The organism is Streptomyces sp. NPDC111628 (genome assembly GCF_055635195.1).
The window spans coordinates 1,113,182-1,129,026 of the sequence record NZ_JBVKBZ010000002.1; the positions used below are offsets into that span (position 1 = coordinate 1,113,182).

Genomic DNA, 15,845 nt, shown 5'->3' on the forward strand with positions numbered 1-15,845 from the left:
GCTCAGGGCTGTACGGGCATGCTCCAGCAGTTGGAGCCGGCGGGCTCGCCGGAGAGCCGGTCGGTGAGCCAGGCGATGGCGCTGCCCTGATCGGTCAGCAACGGGGCGAAGTGGTTGAGCAGGCCGCTGCCCACGCCCGGGAGCAGCACGGGCACGTAGGTCACCTCGCCGCCCTTGCCGCACCAGTCGACGGCCAGTTGGCGGGCCTGGCCGTGGGGGACCAGGTCGTCGCTGACGCCCGTGGCCACGCGGACCGGGCTGCCGGGTGCGGTCGAGCCGATGCGCTGCTCGGCGAGGAAGCTCTGCAGCGCGGGTTCGGCGCGGATGACGTCGCTGATGGACTGACCGGTCTTCGTCCAGTCCGTGCTGCTGTCGCCGCCGTAGCCGAAGAGCGCGTCGCCCACGCACATCGTCGACAGGTCCTTCAGCGCGTCCTGCCCCGCCTCGTTGATGTACCGGTCGGCGATGGGCCGCAGGGCGGGCTCGGTCTGCAGGAAGCCGTTGAGCGACCAGCCCAGGGCGCCCGCGAGGTCGCTGCCGTCGATCGCCTTCGTCACCTTGGTGAGGTCGGCGGGCGGGGCGCCGGCGTAGGTGCCCGACAGTGGGACGTCCGGGGCGTAGGAGGGCTGGAGCTCGGCCGCCGCCGCCGTGGCGCCGCCGCCCTGGCTGTACCCGAACAGACCCACCCGGGATCCGGAGGTGACGGACGCCGAGTCGAGGGAGCGTGCGGCGCGTACGGCGTCCAGTACGGCGTGGGCCCCGTCGACGCGGTTGACGTAGGTGTGCAGCCGGTCGGTGGTGCCGAGGCCGACGTAGTCGGTGACCACGACGGCGACGCCGCGCAGCAGCAGCCGGTAGACCGACAGGTCCTCGTAACCGACCGAGACGGTCTGCCCGTTGAGCTGCAACGGGTGCTCCAGGGCCATCGAGGCGGCGCACTGGTCGCCCTGCCCCATGGTGCCGGGCGCGACGGCCACCAGGGGGCGGGGCCCGTCGCCGCGCCACTTCGCGGCCGGTTCGATGTAGGCGCCGGTGACGGCGACCGCCTCGCCGTTCGCGTCGGTGGACTTGTACATCAGCCGGGTCGCCCGGCCGGGGAGGGGGCCGTCGATGCCCGGCAGGCTGAGCGCCAGGGGGAGCGGCTCGCTGCGGATCAGCGTGCCGTCGGCGCCGGGGAGCTCGGACGGCGGGGTGTAGAAGGCGGGTATCTCGACGCCGCGGGACGTCGTGGTCGTCGAGTCGGCGGCCGGGCCGTCGGCCGCGGCGGCCGGGACGGCCTGGGCGCCGAGGGCGAGCGCGGCGGTGATCGCCGCGGCGAGCATGCGGGGACGTGGGGGCATGGCGAACCTCCTGGGGAAGGGCCGGATCCGGTCGTCCGCGGTCCCGTGGGGTCAGGTCCGTGGTCGCGTTGCTCCTGTGGGGTTACGGGACCGTAACCGGACAGGGGTTACCAGGGGTAGCACCTGACTGATTACGGTTCAGTAACTTGACGTCCTGTCTAACAAGAGCCGGGCCAGGCGCCCTGGACGGCCAGCCGGAGCACCAGCGCCGCGATGTTCCAGGCGTCGTCCACACCCCGGTGGTGCCGTCCCTCGAGCGGCAGCCCCGCGATCTCCAGCGCCCGCGCCATGCCGGGGCGCCTGCGCAGCCCGTGGGCACCGGCGAAGACCGCCTTGGCGTTGGTGTGTGCGCGCTCGGCCGGGTGGCCGAAGGGGTAGGGGACCCCGTCCGCCGCGCACTGGCGGACGAACTGCTTGCGGTCGTAGTCGCCCCAGCTCGCCCAGGGCCGCACGCCCGCGCCGTGTTCACGCACCAGCGTGTCGCAGGCCTGGGCGAGACTCACGCCCCGATCGGTCTCGGCCTGGGTGATACCGGTCAGCTCCGTGCAGAACGCGCTCACCCGGGAGCGGGCGGGCCGCACCAGGATCCGGTGCCGGGCCACCCGCTCCCGGGCGTCGAGGTCGACCACGGCGAGCCCGATCTCGATGATCTCGCTCACCGCGCCGGGCGGCGGCTGCCCGTCCCAGCAGGTGGCCTCGAGATCGATGACGTTCAGCAGGCCCGCGTGGCCCCCGTCCGCGCCGCGCCGGTCCATGGCGGCACCGTACGGGGGCACGGCTCCGCGGGCACCCGGTTTTCCGTCCCGGGACCGCCTAGCGACGGCTCCGGACCAGCAGATACAGGAAGTACGGCGTCCCGATCACCGCCGTCATGAGTCCGGCGCCGAGCTGGGCCGGGGCGATGACCGTCCGGCCGAGGAGGTCGGCGGCGCAGACCAGCGTGGCGCCGAGGAGGATCGCGACCGGCACGACCCGCACGTGCCGGCGGCCCACCAGGGCGCGGGCCGCGTGCGGCGCCACCAGCCCGACGAACCCGATCGTGCCCGCGCAGGCCACCGCGGTCGCGCTGAGGACGACGCTCAGCACCAGGAAGCCGAGGCGCCCGGGTGCCAGCCGCAGGCCGAGCAGCCGCGGCGTGTCCTCGTCCAGTGAGATCAGGTCCAGCTCGGTGCGCCGGGCGACCGCGACGCCGATGCCGACCAGCAGCGCCAGCGCGACCGGCAGCACGTCCGGCATGGTCCGCCCGTAGGTCGAACCCGACAGCCAGGTCAGCGCCTTGTTGGCGTTGAAGGGGTCGGTGAGCACGATCAGCAGGCTGATCAGCGCCGCCGTCCCGGAGGCCACGCCGATGCCGACGAGGACCAGCCGGTTCTGCCGGAAACCGCCCCGCGCGGCGAGCCCGAAGACGAGGACGGCGGTGACCGCGGACCCCGCGAACGCGGCTCCCGCCACGCCCCACGTCCCGGCGGCCGGCACGGTGGTCACCAGGATCACCGCACCCAGCGCGCCGCCGCCGGTCACGCCGAGGACGTTCGGTTCGGCGAGCGGGTTGCGGGTGACGGCCTGCACGAGCGTGCCGGCCAGCGCGAGCGCCGCGCCCGCGCCCAGCGCGGCGAGCACCCGCGGCACCCGCGTGTCCAGCACGAAGGAGACGGTCCGGCCGGCCCGGCCCTGCGCCCAGTTGACGACGTCACCGAGGAGCAGCTTGCTGTCGCCCACCAGCACGGCGGCGATCACGAGCCCGACCAGGACCACGACCAGGACGGCGACCGTGGCCAGGAACACCGCCCGGCTCGGGATCCGCAGCCGGTCCGGTGCCCCGGCCCCGGCGGTGTCCCGCACCCGCAGCGCCATGGCGACCAGGAACACGGCCCCGACCAGGCTCGTGACGACGCCCGTGGGCACGGACACCGAGCGGTCGTCCGAGATCAGCGCCCGCAGCAGCACGTCCGAACCCAGCACCAGCGCCGCGCCGGTGAGCGCCGCCGCGGGCATGGCCGTACGGGAGCGGCTGAAGCCGCGGAAGCGGCGGGCGAGCGGGCGCACCAGGGCGGGCGCGCACAGCCCGACGAAGCCGATCGGGCCGGCGAGCGTCACCGCGGCGGCGGACAGCAGCGCCGCGAGCACGACGACCGTGACCCGGGTCGCCCGCACCGGGACGCCGAGCCCGCGCGCCGCGTCGTCGCCGAGGGCCAGCGCGTCCACCCGGCGGGCCGTCAGCAGCAGGCCGGCCAGACCGACCAGGGCGATCGGCAGCATCTGCACGACGCCGTCGAAGCCGTTCTGGGCGATGCTGCCCTGGTTCCACTCGTACAGGCCCTTCGTCTGCTCCGGGAAGAGCAGCAGCAGTCCCTGCGTCATGGAGTGCAGACCCAGCATCAGCGCGGTGCCGGCCAGCACCAGCCGGACGGTGCCCGTGCCGAGGCCGGACAGTCCGAGCACGACGGCCGCCGCCGCCAGGCCGCCCACGAAGGCGATACCGGACGAGGCGAGCATCGGCAGCGAGACGCCGGTGGCGCCGGCCAGCCCGAGCGCCAGATAGGAACCCGCGTTCACCGCGAGGGTGTCGGGTGAGGCCAGCACGTTGCGGCTGACCGCCTGGAGCACCGCGCCGGCCATGCCGAGCATGGCGCCGACCAGGAGCCCCGCGGTCATCCGGGGCAGCCGGGAGGCGACGACGACGGACGCGTCGTCGGGGTCGGCCCGGCCGGTGAGGGCCTTGAGGACCTCGGAGGGACCGACGGCGGCGGTGCCCTGGGTGATGTCGACGACGGCGAGGACGGCGACCAGCAGGACGACTCCGGCCGTCACCGCGGCCGCGCCCGAGCGGGACGACGGGACCGTCGAGGGACGGGCCGCGGTGGGCTCGGTGGCGGGTTCGGTCGTGGTGACGGCCATGGCCCCGCTACTTCGTCAGCGCGCCGACGACGGCGTCGATGTACGCCTCCATCGACCCGGGACCGCCGAACATCCAGATGCCGTCGTCGAGCCGGTGCACGTCTGCGGCCTTCACGAACGGCAGGGACTTCCACACCGGGTTCTTGGCCAGCTCACCGCTGAACGGGGTGGCGCTCGGGTCGTCCTCGTTGCCGATGTAGGCGAACTGGGTGTCCTTGGGGAGCTTGGTCAGGCCCTCGACGTCGGTGGCGCCGAGTCCGTAGGCCTCGTCGCCCTTGACCGTCCAGGCGTTCTTCAGGCCGACGGCCTCGTTGACCTCACCGATGAGCGAGTTCGCGGTGTAGGGGCGGATCGAGACCTGGTTGGAGGCGACGTAGCCGTCGGCGAAGGCGAAGTCCTTGCCGGCCATCCCGGCGTCGGCCAGGGCCTTCTTGCCCTCGGCGACCTTGGCCTCGAAGCCCTCGCGCAGCGACTTCGCCTTGTCCGTGGTGCCGGTGGCCTTGGCGATGAGGTCGACGTTCTCCAGCATCTGGTCGATCTGGCCGGTGCCGTCGGCGGACGTCACCTCGATCACCGGGGCGACCTCGCGCAGCTGCTTCACGGCGGCGGGGGTGAGGTCGGTGGTGGCGACGATGAGGTCCGGGGCGAGGGAGGCGACGGTGTCCATGCTCGGCTCGCCGCGGGTGCCGATGTCCTTGGGCTCGTTCTTGAGCGGAACGGCGCTGTCCCAGGTCTTGTAGCCCTTGACGTCCGCGACGCCGACCGGGTCCACCCCGAGCGAGACGAGGCTCTCGACGACGTTCCACTCGGTGGCGACCACCTTGGTGGCCGGCCCGTCGAGCTTCACCTCGGTGCCCTTGCCGTCCTTGAGCGTGATCGCCTCGGAGGCCTTCTTCTCCGTCTTGTCGGCGGCGGGTTCGGTGGTGCCGCAGGCGGCCAGGGTGAGCGCCGCGGCGGTGGTGGCGGCCGCGGTGAGCAGGAGGCGTCTCATGAGGTGGTGCCGAGCCTTTCGGGGGTTCGTGTGCGGGGGGTCCGTATGTGGTGGCGGCCGATCGGGCGGGTGCGCAGCCGGCCGGTCAGGGGGTCGGTGTCGACGTCGATCCGGATGCCGTAGACGGCGGTGAGCCGCTTTGGCGTCAGCACGTCCTCGGGCGGGCCGTCGGCGACGATCCGGCCCGCTTCGAGGAGCGTGATCCGGTCGGCGACGGCCGCTGCCTGGTCGAGGTCGTGCAGGACGACACCGACGGCGATGCCGTGGTCGTCCGCCAGGTCGCGGATGAGGTCGAGGAGTTCGACCTGGTAGCGCAGGTCCAGGTAGGTCGTGGGTTCGTCCAGGAGCAGTACGCCGGTCTCCTGGGCGAGACAGCTCGCGAGCCACACCCGCTGCAACTGCCCGCCGGAGAGGTGGTCCGCGCCGCGGTCGGCGAGGCCGTCGACGCCGGTGAGCGCGAGCGCCCGGTCGACGGCGGCCGGGCCGTCCGGATCGGGCCGCCCCCAGCGGCCCCGGTACGGGTAGCGGCCGAACTCGACGACGTCCCGCACGGTCAGCCCGCCGGGCGTCGGACGTCCCTGCGTCAGCAGGGCGACGTACCGCGAGAACTCACGGGACGTCAGCGCCAGTCCGTCGGTGGCGCCGTCCAGGCTGAGCGTGGCACTGCGGGCCCGCTGCAGCCGGGCGACGGTCCGCAGCAGCGTCGACTTCCCGCTGCCGTTCGGGCCCACCAGGACGGTCACTTCGCCGGGCCTGAGCCTGACCCCCGCGTCGTGCACGACATCGACACCGTCGTACGCGACGGTCACGCCCGTGGCCGACAGCTCATGTCCGCGCAGGCGCGGGGTACCGGCTGCGTCTTCACCTGATCTCACGCGGTGAAGGTTAGCCTAACCTAAGAAGTGCTGGTAGAGGCGGGGGTCACAAGGGCTCCGCGGACGCTGCCCGTCCCCCGTCGCGGCGGCGGAGCGAAGGGCTCAACTCGCTTGCACGGAACCGGATTTCCACAGTCCCGCCCGGTTCAGGGACATCGGGCAGTGGAGGTAGATCTCGTCGATCTCCAGGAGCAGGGCGAGGTCCGGACGCCGTCCGTCGCGCGCCATCGCGTCGAAGAAGGGCGCGTCGGTGAGGATGCGGGCCCGGCCGTTGACCCGGAGCACCTCCTTGCCGCCGGGGATCAGGTAGAGCAGGCCGGCGTGCGGATTGTCGAGGATGTTGTGGAAGCTGTCCCCTCGTCGGTTGCCCGCCCGGTCCGGCAGGGCGAGGGTGCGGGAGTCGAGGACGTGGGTGAAGCCGGCTGCGTCGCCGCGCGGCGACACGTCGCAGTTGCCGCCCGCGTCCGAGGTCGCCAGGAGGCAGAAGGGGGAGCGGGCCAGGATGTCCCGGTCGTCGTTGGTGAGCCGGTCGTGCACCTTGTCGATGACGATGGGCCAGGGCTCGCCCAGCAGCTCACGCAGTTGCGCGCGCGAGCCGAGTTCGACCCAGCCCTCTTCGGTGGTGGCGGTGGCGGTGGCGGCGTCCGGCCGGTCTCCGGTCGTGTCGATCGTGTGCGGCAAGGCCGGCTCCCCAGTGTGCTCGTGGAACTGCCGGAAGCTTTGCCTCCGGCGGTTGTTGCACACGCAACATTATCGGGGGCCGCGCTCAGAAGGCGTAACGGATCCGTAGCCAGGGCGCGTGGGCGGCGACCAGCGCACGGAGCCGGGTCACCGCCTGGGCCTTGACGTCCGCCCGGTAGCGCACGTTGAGCGCGCCGTTCTCCGAGCGCTTGGGCCGCTGGATCTCCGGCCGCCACAGCACCTCCTCGGCGCGGGGATGCCAGCCCAGGTTGACCTCGTGCAGCCCCTGGTTGTGCGTCAGCATGATCACCTCGGCGGCGGCCTGCCGCTTGACCCGGTCGGGCAGGACGTCGTCGAGCTGCCGCAGCAACTCGGCCCAGGCCTCCTCCCAGCCCGGCCGCAGCACGACGGGGGAGAGGTTGAAGTGCACTTCGTAACCGGCCGCCACGAAGTCGCCGGCCGCGGCGATGCGCTCGGCGACGGGCGAGGTGCGCACGTCCAGCAGCCGGGAGTCGTCAGGCGGCATCAGGGAGAAGCGGACCCGGGTCCGGCCGCGCGGGTCGAGGGCGAGCAGGTCGGGATTGACGAACTTCGTCGCGAAGGAGGCCTTGGCCGTCGGCCACTGACGGAAGGCGTGCACCAGGTCCGCGGTGTTGTCGCAGATCAGGGCATCCACCGAGCAGTCGCCGTTCTCACCGATGTCGTAGACCCAGGCCTCGGCGTCGCACTGGTTCGGCTCGCGCTTGGGCCCCTGGCGGGCGATGTGCCGGCCGAGGTGGGCGACGATCCGGTCGATGTTGGTGAAGACGGTGACGGGGTTGGCGTACCCCTTGCGGCGCGGCACGTAGCAGTAGGCGCAGGCCATGGCGCAGCCGTTGGAGGCGCCCGGCGCAATCCAGTCCGCGGAACGGCCGTTGGGCCGGGTGGCCGGCGTCTTCCGTTCGCCCAGGACGAGCGTCTCGCCCTTCACACGCACCCAGCGCTCGACGTTGCCCTCGTTGCCGTGCAGCCCCGGGATGCCCCAGTGGGAGTCCACCTCGACCAGCCGGGCCTCCGGGAACCGGGCGAGGACCTGCCGGCCGCGCGGGGAGGCGGCCGCCGCGGGCTCGGCGTGGATCTCCCGCACCGGCAGCAGCCTGCGGGCGGCCGCGGAGTCCCGGAAGAGCGGTCCGGCGGCGGGCGGCGGACCGGGCGTCAGGGCGTCCAGGCCGAACAGCGTGCCGGAGCCGTCGTCCGGCGCGGTGGACGGGTCGTGCATGAGGGCTCCGGGGCGTGGTGCGGGAGGGACCGGGCGGTTTCGCCGGGGTCCGGTCCTCCACTGTACGAAGCGCGCGGTGCCCTCCGCCGTGTCACGCGGCCCGTCGGGGGCATACGCGAGACACGGCGCCGCTCCGGTGCCGCCGATCCGAAGGGGTGTACACCGTGCTCGCCATCATCGCGGCGGTTCTGTTCCTCATCGCCTGGCTGATCAACGCGGCGGAGGTCTCGACCAACGACGTCTTCACCGCCACCAACGTCATGCTCGTCGGACTCGCCCTGCTGGCCCTGCACGTCGCCGGGATCGGCAGCGGCTGGGCGCCGCGCGGGCGCCGCCGCTGAGCCGACCCGCACCCTCGTCACCCGTCAGGGGATGCGCGCCACGCCCGCGTAGATACCGCTCTCCTCGGGCGCGGGCGGCTCCAGGCCCTCGCCGTACCACTCGGTGGCCGTGACCAGGCCGGGCGGCACCAGCTCCAGGCCGTCGAAGAATCGCGCGACCTCCGCCCGGGTGCGGAAGCCGAGACGGATGCCGCCCTTGGCGTACTGGGCGATCACCTGCTCCGCCAGCTCGGGGAAGAGGTCGAGCGCGGCGTGCGAGAGGACCAGGTGGCTGCCCGCGGGGAGGGTCTCGACCAGACCCCGGACGATTCCGTGGGCGTCCTGGTCGTCGGGGACGAAGTGCATCAGGGCGATCAGCGACAGTGCGATCGGCCGGTCGAAGTCCAGGATCCCGCGGGCGTGCCGCACGATCTCCTCGGGCTCGCGGACATCGGCCTGGATGTAGTCCGTGGCCCCCTCGGGGCTGCTGACCAGCAGGGCCTCCGCGTGCCGCAGCACGATCGGGTCGTTGTCGGCGTAGACGACCCGGGCCGTCGGCACCGTCCGCTGGACGATCTGGTGCAGGTTCGGCTCGGTCGGGATGCCCGTGCCGATGTCCAGGAACTGGTCGATGCCCCGCGCGGCGAGGTGCGCCACCGCGCGGTTCATGAACGCGCGGTTCTGCCGCGCGGCGTCCCGCGCCTCGGGCGGCAGGGTCTCGCCCACCGCCTCGTCGACCGGATAGTTGTCCTTGCCGCCCAGCAGCCAGTCGTAGACCCGCGCGGGGTGGGCCCGGCCGGTGTCGATGTGGGGAGGCTGGGTGTGGTCCGTGGTCATGGCAGGCTCCGTGGTCCGGGAGGGTGACGCTCCGCCGCAGTTCTGGATCATCGTACTGCGGGGTCGCGGTGCCATGTGACGGACGGGCGGCGGAAGTTGCCGGTCATCCCGGGCATCCCGGGCCCCCGGTCACCCGTCCCCACCCGGGCCCAGGGTGCGGGGCGGACGGTAGCTCCACTCGCGGTCGGCGTCGGTGATCTCGCGCAGCACCCGCGCCGGAGTACCGGCGACGACCGTCATCGGCGGCACGTGTGCCGTCACCACACTGCCCGCGCCGACCACCGATCCCCGGCCGACGGTCACCCCCGGCATGATCAGCGCGCCGGCCCCGATCCACACGTCGTCCTCGATGCGCACCGGCGCCGAGAACTGGGTGCCGTCCCTGCGCAGGTCCGGATGGACCGGGTGCCCGGTGGTGCTGACGGTCACGTGCGGGGCGAACATCACCCGGTCGCCGACGAAGACCTCGACGTCGTCGACGAGGGTGAGGCCGAAGTTGGCGTACACGTCGTCGCCCAGGTGCACCCGGCTGCCGTAGGCCACGTGCAGCGGCGGCTCGATCCACACCCCCGTGCCGAGCGAGGCGAGCATCTTCTCCAGGAGCGCCCGGCGGCCCTCCTCGTCGCGCGCGCCGGTCCGGTTGTAGGCGTCGGCCAGCTCCTTGCCGCGCAGCCGCTCCTCCGCCAGGGCCTGAAGACCCGGGGCGCCGTCCGAGTACAGCTCACGGGCCGCCATCCTGCGGCGGACCTCGCGCTCACGGGGGTCGGTGGTCATGCGGTCTCCTCGCATCCGTACGGGGTGGGCCGACGGCCCCGTCCGCAGCGTCGGTGAGCGTGCGGCCGGGACCGCCGGCAACCGGGGAAGGGCTCAGCCGGCGGACACGTCCGTCAGCGTCCAGCGCTGGTTGGCACCGGAGTTGGGCGGCCAGGTCGTGACGGCCGCACCGTCGTGGGTCGCCTGGCCGCCCACTTCGAGCAGGCGCCCGGTGGCCGCGTTGACCAGGGTCCAGGTGCCGTCGCCGGTGCTGGAGGCGAGCCACTCGGCGGCCCGGTCCCGTCTGCCCGTGCGGGGCTCGGCCACCGGGACGTCGTCGCGCACGGCGAGGCGGGTGCCGGCCTCGGGCCGGGTGAAGACGTAGCGGTCGCGGGCGCCGCTGTCGTGGCGCACCGCGCTCAGCCGCCACTGCCGGGCGCCCGCGTCGGCCCCGTCGCCCAGGACCAGGTTCGTGCCGTCCGCGGCCACGGTGACGGCCTTGCCGCTCTGCACGCCGGTCAGCGTGTAGGTGTGCCCCTTGCGCAGCCCGGCGGCGTCCTTCGCGACCCCCGAGACACCCTCGATCGCGAAGGAGGTGACGGACTGGGCGGGCACGGTGAAGGTGGCCGTGCGGTCGCTCACCCTGATCGGTGACTGCTTCTCCAGCTTGCCGTCGGCGCTGGTCACGACCGGGGTCACGGTGGCCCGTCGGCTCACGTCGCGGAACCTGGACAGGTCGAGGGTGACCGTGCGGGCCTCGGTGGTGCGGTTGACGTGGACGAGCGAGGCGCCCTTGCCGTCGCGGGTGACCGCGGCGGCGCTGGAGGTGTCGTCCGTCTGGATCAGCCGGTCGCCGGGCTTGATGAAATGGGTGAAGTTGCGGGCGGTGTCGAACTTGGTGTTGGTCCGGATCGGGCAGGTCTCCAGGGTGTCCTGGGCCGTGCAGTCGAACGGGAGCTGGATGCTGCCCCAGTTGCCGCCCTTCGCGGACTCGCCGCCCGGCTTCATGTTGTCGTAGTCCTCGACGGGCTGCCAGAACACCCAGGCGCGGGGCTCCAGTTCCCGCAGGTCGTCGACGATCTGCTGGGCGAGGCCGAGGCCGGGCCGCATGTCCTCGAAGTCCTGGCCGTCGCCCCAGTCGCCGCCCACCTCGCTCATCCACAGGGGCTTGTCCGCGGCCTTGGCGAGGTCCCGCACGGTGGTGCGCTGCCCGGTGCCGTAGGTGTGGACGTTCATCTGCCCGACGAGGGCGCGGTCGGCGTCGGAGTAGGCGCTCCAGTTCTTGGCGAAGGTCCCCGGGTTGGTCTCGTCCATCGCCGAGACGTCCGCCTTGACCTTCGCCTTCTTCAGCGCGGGCGCGAGGGCCTGGAGCACCTTGCGCTGCAGCTCGGGACCCATGTGGGCCCCTTCCTGCCGGCCGCCGACGGGCTCGCCGTCCGCGCCCAGCTGGGTACCCCAGTAAGGAGTGTTGGGCTCGTTGAACGGGTCGACGGTGTCGACCTTGATGCCCTCGGCCTTCTCCAGCCGCCTGGTCGCCCCGGCCACGTAGGCGGCGAAGTCGTCGACCGACTCGGACTTGAGCTGGTCGGCGGAGGAGTCGAAGCCGCCGGAGACGTAACCGCTGACGGTCATGAACCAGGGCGGGGAGTTGCTGAACGTCTCCCAGTGGTCGATGTCGTCCTTGATGCGCTCCACCCACCAGCGCTGGGTGGCGTCGGCGTCCTCGTTCCAGTCGGCCGGGTCGTCGGCGCTCCACCAGTCGGTGTCCTCGCGCGTGGTGCCCGCGGGCGCCTGCCACCAGCCCTCGACCGCCCCGCCGGCCCGCAGGTAGTCCTCGACGTCCGGCGCGTTGCCGCCGCCGATGTTGTAGCGGGCGATGTTCAGTCCGAGGCCGTCGTCGCCGAACAGCAGGCGGGCCAGCTTCTCGCGGATCTCGGGCGGGTAGTCGCCGGTGGCGTTGGCGAACCAGACCAGGCTGGTGCCCCAGCCCTCGAACTTCTCCTGCTGGTACGAGGGGTCCGGCCGCACCGTGACGGAGGCGGGGGCGGCGGCCGGTTCGGCCTGCGCGGGGACGGCGAGCAGGGCGGCCCCGGTGGTCAGTGCGGTCAGGACCGCGGCGCCGAGGAGGCGTCTGTCGCGGGTACGGCGTGCCATCGTGTGCTCCCAACGGAAAGGTGTGGTCGCTGCGGTGGCCCCGGCCGCCCGGTTCGGGGCAGCGGGGGATGGCCCCGGAGCGGGCCGTGCCCGCTCCGGGGAGCATGGGGTGGTACGGGGAGGGTGCCTAGGGGGTGTCGTTTGGATTTTGCCGACCCGAGCAAGGCACCGTCGCCCGGAGCCGGCCTGATCCGAACAACACCCCCTAGGAGGTGGGCGTGCGCAGGACGGCGACCCCGCGGCCCGCCAGGACGACGGCGCCCTCGTCGCCGGTGTCGCCCACCAGGACCTCTCCGGTGAGCCCGGGGACGGTCACGGCCTCGTCGGTCCGGTTGACCAGGAACAGGAACCGTCCCCCGGCGCCCCGGCGCACGGTGGCCTCCACCCGTCCCCGCACCGAGGCGGGCAGCTCACTCGTCACCCCGGCCGGCTCCAGCAGCCTCGGCAGCAGCGCGGCGAGCCCCTCGGCACCGAGCCGGGTGGAGACGTAGGCGGCCGAGCCGCCGCCCGCCGGACGCCGGGTGACGGCGGGGCGGCCCGCATGGGAGCCGGTGCGGTAGTGCGCCAGGACCTCGGTCTCCGGCGCGGTCACGGTGATCCGGTCGGTCCACAGGTCCCCGCTGCCCGAGCCGTCCAGCTCCACGCTCTGCCCGGCGGGCAGCGGGCCGAACTCCTCGACGCGGATGCCGAGCAGGTCCCGCAGCGCGCCCGGGTAGCCGCCGAGCCAGACGTGGTCGTTCTCGTCGACGACGCCCGAGAAGTACGTGGTGACCAGGTGCCCGCCCTGCTCGGCGTAGCGCGTGAGGTCCTTGGCCAGCTCGGCCGGGACCAGGTGCAGCACCGGCGCGATCAGCACCCGGTGACGGCTCAGGTCGGCGCCGGTGGTGACGACGTCGGCGCGGACGCCCAGGGAGAGCAGCGCCGAGTACCAGTCGAGCGCCTCCTGGTGGTAGTCGAGCAGCGAGGTCGGGTGCGAGTCCTGCTCGCTGGCCCACCGGGACTCCCAGTCGAAGAGGATGCCGACCTCGGCGGGCTCCCGCTCGCTCCCGGCGACGGGTGCGAGCGCCTTCAGGGTGTCGCCGAGCGCGGTGACCGCGCGGAACAGGTCGCTGTCCGCACCGGCGTGCGGGACCATCGCCGAGTGGTACTTCTCGGCACCGGCCGCCGACTGGCGCCACTGGAAGAAGCACACCGCGTCGGCGCCGTGCGCCACGTGCGTCAGCGAGTCCCGGGCCATCTCGCCCGGCTGCTTGGCGAGGTTGACCGGCTGCCAGTTCACCGCGCTGGTGGAGTGCTCCATCAGGAACCACGGGCGGCCGCCCGCGATGCCGCTGGTGAGGTTCGCCGAGAAGGACAGCTCGTCGCGGGCCTGCGGGTGCGGGACGACGTAGTGGTCGTTGGCGACGAAGTCGACCTCGCCCGCCCAGTCCGCGTAGTTCATGCCCTTGGTGCCGGGCATCACCATGAAGTTGGTGGTGACCGGGACGTCCGGGGTCAGCTCCCGCAGCAGGTCCCGCTCCGCGCGCAGGTGGTCCTTGAGCGCGTCCGAGGAGAAGCGCTTGAAATCCAGCTGCTGGGTCGGGTTCGGATGCGAGGCGGCGAGCCGGGGCGGCAGGATCTCCGCCCAGTCGCCGTAGCGCTGCGACCAGAACGCCGTGCCCCAGGCGTGGTTGAGGGCGTCCGTGGTGCCGTACCGCGCGCGCAGCCACTCCCGGAAGGCGCGGGCGGCGTCGTCGGAGTAGTCGTAGACGTTGTGGCAGCCCAGCTCGTTGTTGACGTGCCAGGCGACGAGCGCCGGGTGGTCGGCGTAGCGGGTGGCCAGCTTCCGGACCAGGCGCAGGGCGTGCTCGCGGAAGACGGGCGAGGTCGGGCGCCAGTGCTGACGCGCTCCCGGCCACAGCGTCTCGCCCCGGTCGGTGACCGGGAGGATCTCGGGGTGCGCGGTGGTCAGCCACGGGGGAGGGGACGCGGTGGCGGTCGCCAGGTCGACGCCGACGCCGTGCTCGTGCAGCAGGTCCATCACCTCGTCGAGCCAGGCGAAGTCCCAGGCGTCCGGGCCCGGCTGGATGCGGGCCCAGGAGAAGATGCCGAGCGACACGATGTTGACCCCGGCCTCCCGCATCAGCCGTACGTCCTCCTCCCACACCTCCCGGGGCCACTGCTCGGGGTTGTAGTCGGCGCCGTAGGCGAGACGCGGGGCGGGCGCACCGTCCGCCCCGCGGTGCAGGCGGGAGTGGAGGGTGGAGATCATGGCGGTCCTTCCGGTGGGGGCGTGCGCTACTTCTCGACGGTGAAGCCCTGCTCCTCGCCGTACTTGACCGAGGCCTCCTGCCAGGACTTGAGGCCCTCGGCGAGCGTGGTACCGGAGACGTAGGCCTTGCCGACGGTGTCGTTGAAGACCGAGTTCGCGTAGACCTGGTAGGGCAGGTACGACCAGTCGTCGGGGACCTCGGCGGCCGACTCGGCGAAGATCTTGTTGGCCTTCTGGCCGCCGAAGTACGGGAACGCGGTGTCCTGGAACTTGGTGGACTGCAGATCCGCGGTGGTCGCCGGGAAGGCGCCGTTCTTCAGCCGGGTCTGTACGCCGTCACCGGCGTTCGCGTACTCGACGAAGGCGTACGCCAGTGCCTCGTTCTTGCCGAGTTCCGGGAGCGCGAGCGCGCTGCCGCCGTTCTCCGCGCTGACCTTGCCGCCCGCGGTCCACTGCGGCATCGGGGCGACCCGCCAGTCACCGGAGGCCGCCTTCGCGCCGGACTCCAGGTTGGCGGGCATCCAGGCGCCGGTCGCCAGCGTCGCGATGCTGCCGTCGCCGAGGCCCTTGTACCACTCGTCGGTCCAGGCGGGGACGGAGGCGAGCAGCTTCTCGTCGATGAGCTGCTGCCAGGTGTCGGTGAACGTCTTGGCGCCCTGGTCGGTGAAGTCGATCTTCACCTTGGTGCCGTCGACCGTGTAGGGGCGCGAACCGGCCTGCCAGAGCATGCTGGTGGCGAACCCGGCGTCGCCGTTGTCGGCCGTGATGTACGCCTTCGGGTCGGCCTTGTGCAGGTCGCGGGCGGCGTCCAGGTACTCGGCCCAGGTGGTGGGGACCTTGATGTCGTACTTGTCGAAGACCTTCTTGTTGTAGAACAGCGCCATCGGACCGGAGTCCATCGGCAGCGCGTAGACGCCGTCCGAACCGGCCTTCACCCCGTTCCACGGACCGGGGGAGAACTGGGCGGAGAGCTTGTCGGCGCCGAAGGACTTGAGGTCGGTGAGCTGCTTGGTCAGGGCGTACTGGCCCATGGCGTAGTACTCGATCTGCGCGACGTCGGGGACGCCCTTCTTCGCGGAGATGGCGTTCTGAAGCGCCGTGTACTGGTCCTTGTTGGTGCCGGCGTTGACGAGGTCGACCTTGACGCCGGGGTGTTCCTTCTCGAAGTCGGTGGCCACCTGCTTGAGCGTGGGCTCCCACGCCCACACCGTGATGGTGCCGCCCTCCTTGAGGGCCGCCTGTATGTCCGCCTCGGAGACGGCCTTCTGGCTCGATCCCCCGTCGTCGGAGTCGCCGCAGGCGGTCGCTCCCAGGGCGAGGGCGCAGACGAGGACCGTGCCGCGCAGGAGGCGGCGCGAGTGCTTGGTCAGGTGTGTGGGCATGGGCGTGCTTCCACTTCTTCGTGGCCGGAACCGGCACCGTTGAGGGTTGGCGAGGTTGGTGGTCGGGGGTCGGGCGGGGCTGGGGACGGGCGAGGGACGGGCGAG

Annotated in this window: 13 protein-coding genes; 1 reads left to right on the plus strand and 12 read right to left on the minus strand. The window is 72.7% G+C overall.

From position 1 onward, the window contains the following. Positions 1-2: 2 nt before the first annotated feature. The 7 genes from ACZ7MF_RS12720 to ACZ7MF_RS12750 form a co-directional block, all read right to left on the minus strand. Positions 3-1,340, minus strand: a complete 1,338-nt coding sequence (locus tag ACZ7MF_RS12720) for a lipase family protein (RefSeq protein WP_471476442.1) — start codon at positions 1,338-1,340, stop codon at positions 3-5. Positions 1,341-1,498: 158 nt separating this feature from the next. Beyond that, positions 1,499-2,095, minus strand: coding sequence for a 3'-5' exonuclease (locus tag ACZ7MF_RS12725; RefSeq protein WP_471476444.1), 597 nt, complete (start codon positions 2,093-2,095; stop codon positions 1,499-1,501). 58 nt (positions 2,096-2,153) lie between these two features. Next, positions 2,154-4,238, minus strand: coding sequence for a siderophore ABC transporter permease CdtC (gene cdtC / locus ACZ7MF_RS12730; protein WP_471476446.1), 2,085 nt, complete (start codon positions 4,236-4,238; stop codon positions 2,154-2,156). Between the two features lie 7 nt (positions 4,239-4,245). Beyond that, positions 4,246-5,229, minus strand: a complete 984-nt coding sequence (cdtB, locus tag ACZ7MF_RS12735; RefSeq protein ID WP_471476448.1) for a siderophore ABC transporter substrate-binding protein CdtB — start codon at positions 5,227-5,229, stop codon at positions 4,246-4,248. After that, entirely contained in the window at positions 5,226-6,104 is an 879-nt protein-coding gene (gene cdtA, locus ACZ7MF_RS12740) for a siderophore ABC transporter ATP-binding protein CdtA (RefSeq protein ID WP_471476450.1), read from the minus strand. The genes cdtB and cdtA overlap by 4 nt, the downstream gene beginning before the upstream one ends. Before the next feature lie 102 nt (positions 6,105-6,206). Beyond that, the gene (locus ACZ7MF_RS12745; RefSeq protein WP_471476452.1) at positions 6,207-6,785 is read right to left on the minus strand and encodes an MSMEG_1061 family FMN-dependent PPOX-type flavoprotein; all 579 of its coding nucleotides are present in this window, start codon (positions 6,783-6,785) and stop codon (positions 6,207-6,209) included. 85 nt (positions 6,786-6,870) lie between these two features. Then, positions 6,871-8,043 carry a spore photoproduct lyase family protein gene (locus ACZ7MF_RS12750; RefSeq protein ID WP_471476454.1) on the minus strand — a complete coding sequence of 391 codons (1,173 nt, stop codon included), beginning with the start codon at positions 8,041-8,043 and terminating at the stop codon, positions 6,871-6,873. Between the two features lie 164 nt (positions 8,044-8,207). Here ACZ7MF_RS12750 and ACZ7MF_RS12755 point away from each other — a divergent pair, with 164 nt between their 5' ends. After that, positions 8,208-8,384 (plus strand): hypothetical protein, encoded by a 177-nt coding sequence (locus tag ACZ7MF_RS12755; protein ID WP_361008752.1) that lies wholly within the window; start codon positions 8,208-8,210, stop codon positions 8,382-8,384. Positions 8,385-8,408: 24 nt separating this feature from the next. Here ACZ7MF_RS12755 and ACZ7MF_RS12760 read toward each other — a convergent pair whose 3' ends face one another. The 5 genes from ACZ7MF_RS12760 to ACZ7MF_RS12780 all read right to left on the minus strand — a co-directional run bounded on the left by ACZ7MF_RS12760 (position 8,409) and on the right by ACZ7MF_RS12780 (position 15,740). Then, complete coding sequence (locus ACZ7MF_RS12760) at positions 8,409-9,200, minus strand: SAM-dependent methyltransferase (protein ID WP_471476457.1); 792 nt, start codon at positions 9,198-9,200, stop codon at positions 8,409-8,411. Positions 9,201-9,329: 129 nt separating this feature from the next. Further along, on the minus strand, positions 9,330-9,974 hold the full coding sequence (locus ACZ7MF_RS12765) for a sugar O-acetyltransferase (protein WP_471476459.1): 645 nt from the start codon (positions 9,972-9,974) through the stop codon (positions 9,330-9,332). A 93-nt stretch (positions 9,975-10,067) separates the two neighbouring features. After that, complete coding sequence (locus ACZ7MF_RS12770; protein ID WP_471476462.1) at positions 10,068-12,107, minus strand: glycoside hydrolase; 2,040 nt, start codon at positions 12,105-12,107, stop codon at positions 10,068-10,070. A 205-nt stretch (positions 12,108-12,312) separates the two neighbouring features. Further along, positions 12,313-14,358 (minus strand): beta-galactosidase, encoded by a 2,046-nt coding sequence (locus ACZ7MF_RS12775; RefSeq protein WP_471476465.1) that lies wholly within the window; start codon positions 14,356-14,358, stop codon positions 12,313-12,315. A gap of 26 nt (positions 14,359-14,384) precedes the next feature. Beyond that, positions 14,385-15,740: an ABC transporter substrate-binding protein gene (locus ACZ7MF_RS12780; protein WP_471476467.1), complete on the minus strand. Its 1,356-nt coding sequence runs from the start codon at positions 15,738-15,740 to the stop codon at positions 14,385-14,387. Between the last annotated feature and the right edge of the window lie 105 nt (positions 15,741-15,845).

Excerpts from the sequence above, each read along its gene's own strand:
- ACZ7MF_RS12780 (WP_471476467.1), bottom strand. The coding sequence starts at position 15,740 with ATGCCCACACACCTGACCAAGCACTCGCGCCGCCTCCTGCGCGGCACG.
- ACZ7MF_RS12770 (WP_471476462.1), bottom strand. The coding sequence starts at position 12,107 with ATGGCACGCCGTACCCGCGACAGACGCCTCCTCGGCGCCGCGGTCCTG.
- ACZ7MF_RS12720 (WP_471476442.1), bottom strand. The coding sequence starts at position 1,340 with ATGCCCCCACGTCCCCGCATGCTCGCCGCGGCGATCACCGCCGCGCTC.
- ACZ7MF_RS12775 (WP_471476465.1), bottom strand. The coding sequence starts at position 14,358 with ATGATCTCCACCCTCCACTCCCGCCTGCACCGCGGGGCGGACGGTGCG.
- ACZ7MF_RS12725 (WP_471476444.1), bottom strand. The coding sequence starts at position 2,095 with ATGGACCGGCGCGGCGCGGACGGGGGCCACGCGGGCCTGCTGAACGTC.
- cdtC (WP_471476446.1), bottom strand. The coding sequence starts at position 4,238 with ATGGCCGTCACCACGACCGAACCCGCCACCGAGCCCACCGCGGCCCGT.
- ACZ7MF_RS12760 (WP_471476457.1), bottom strand. The coding sequence starts at position 9,200 with ATGACCACGGACCACACCCAGCCTCCCCACATCGACACCGGCCGGGCC.
- ACZ7MF_RS12750 (WP_471476454.1), bottom strand. The coding sequence starts at position 8,043 with ATGCACGACCCGTCCACCGCGCCGGACGACGGCTCCGGCACGCTGTTC.
- cdtB (WP_471476448.1), bottom strand. The coding sequence starts at position 5,229 with ATGAGACGCCTCCTGCTCACCGCGGCCGCCACCACCGCCGCGGCGCTC.
- ACZ7MF_RS12765 (WP_471476459.1), bottom strand. The coding sequence starts at position 9,974 with ATGACCACCGACCCCCGTGAGCGCGAGGTCCGCCGCAGGATGGCGGCC.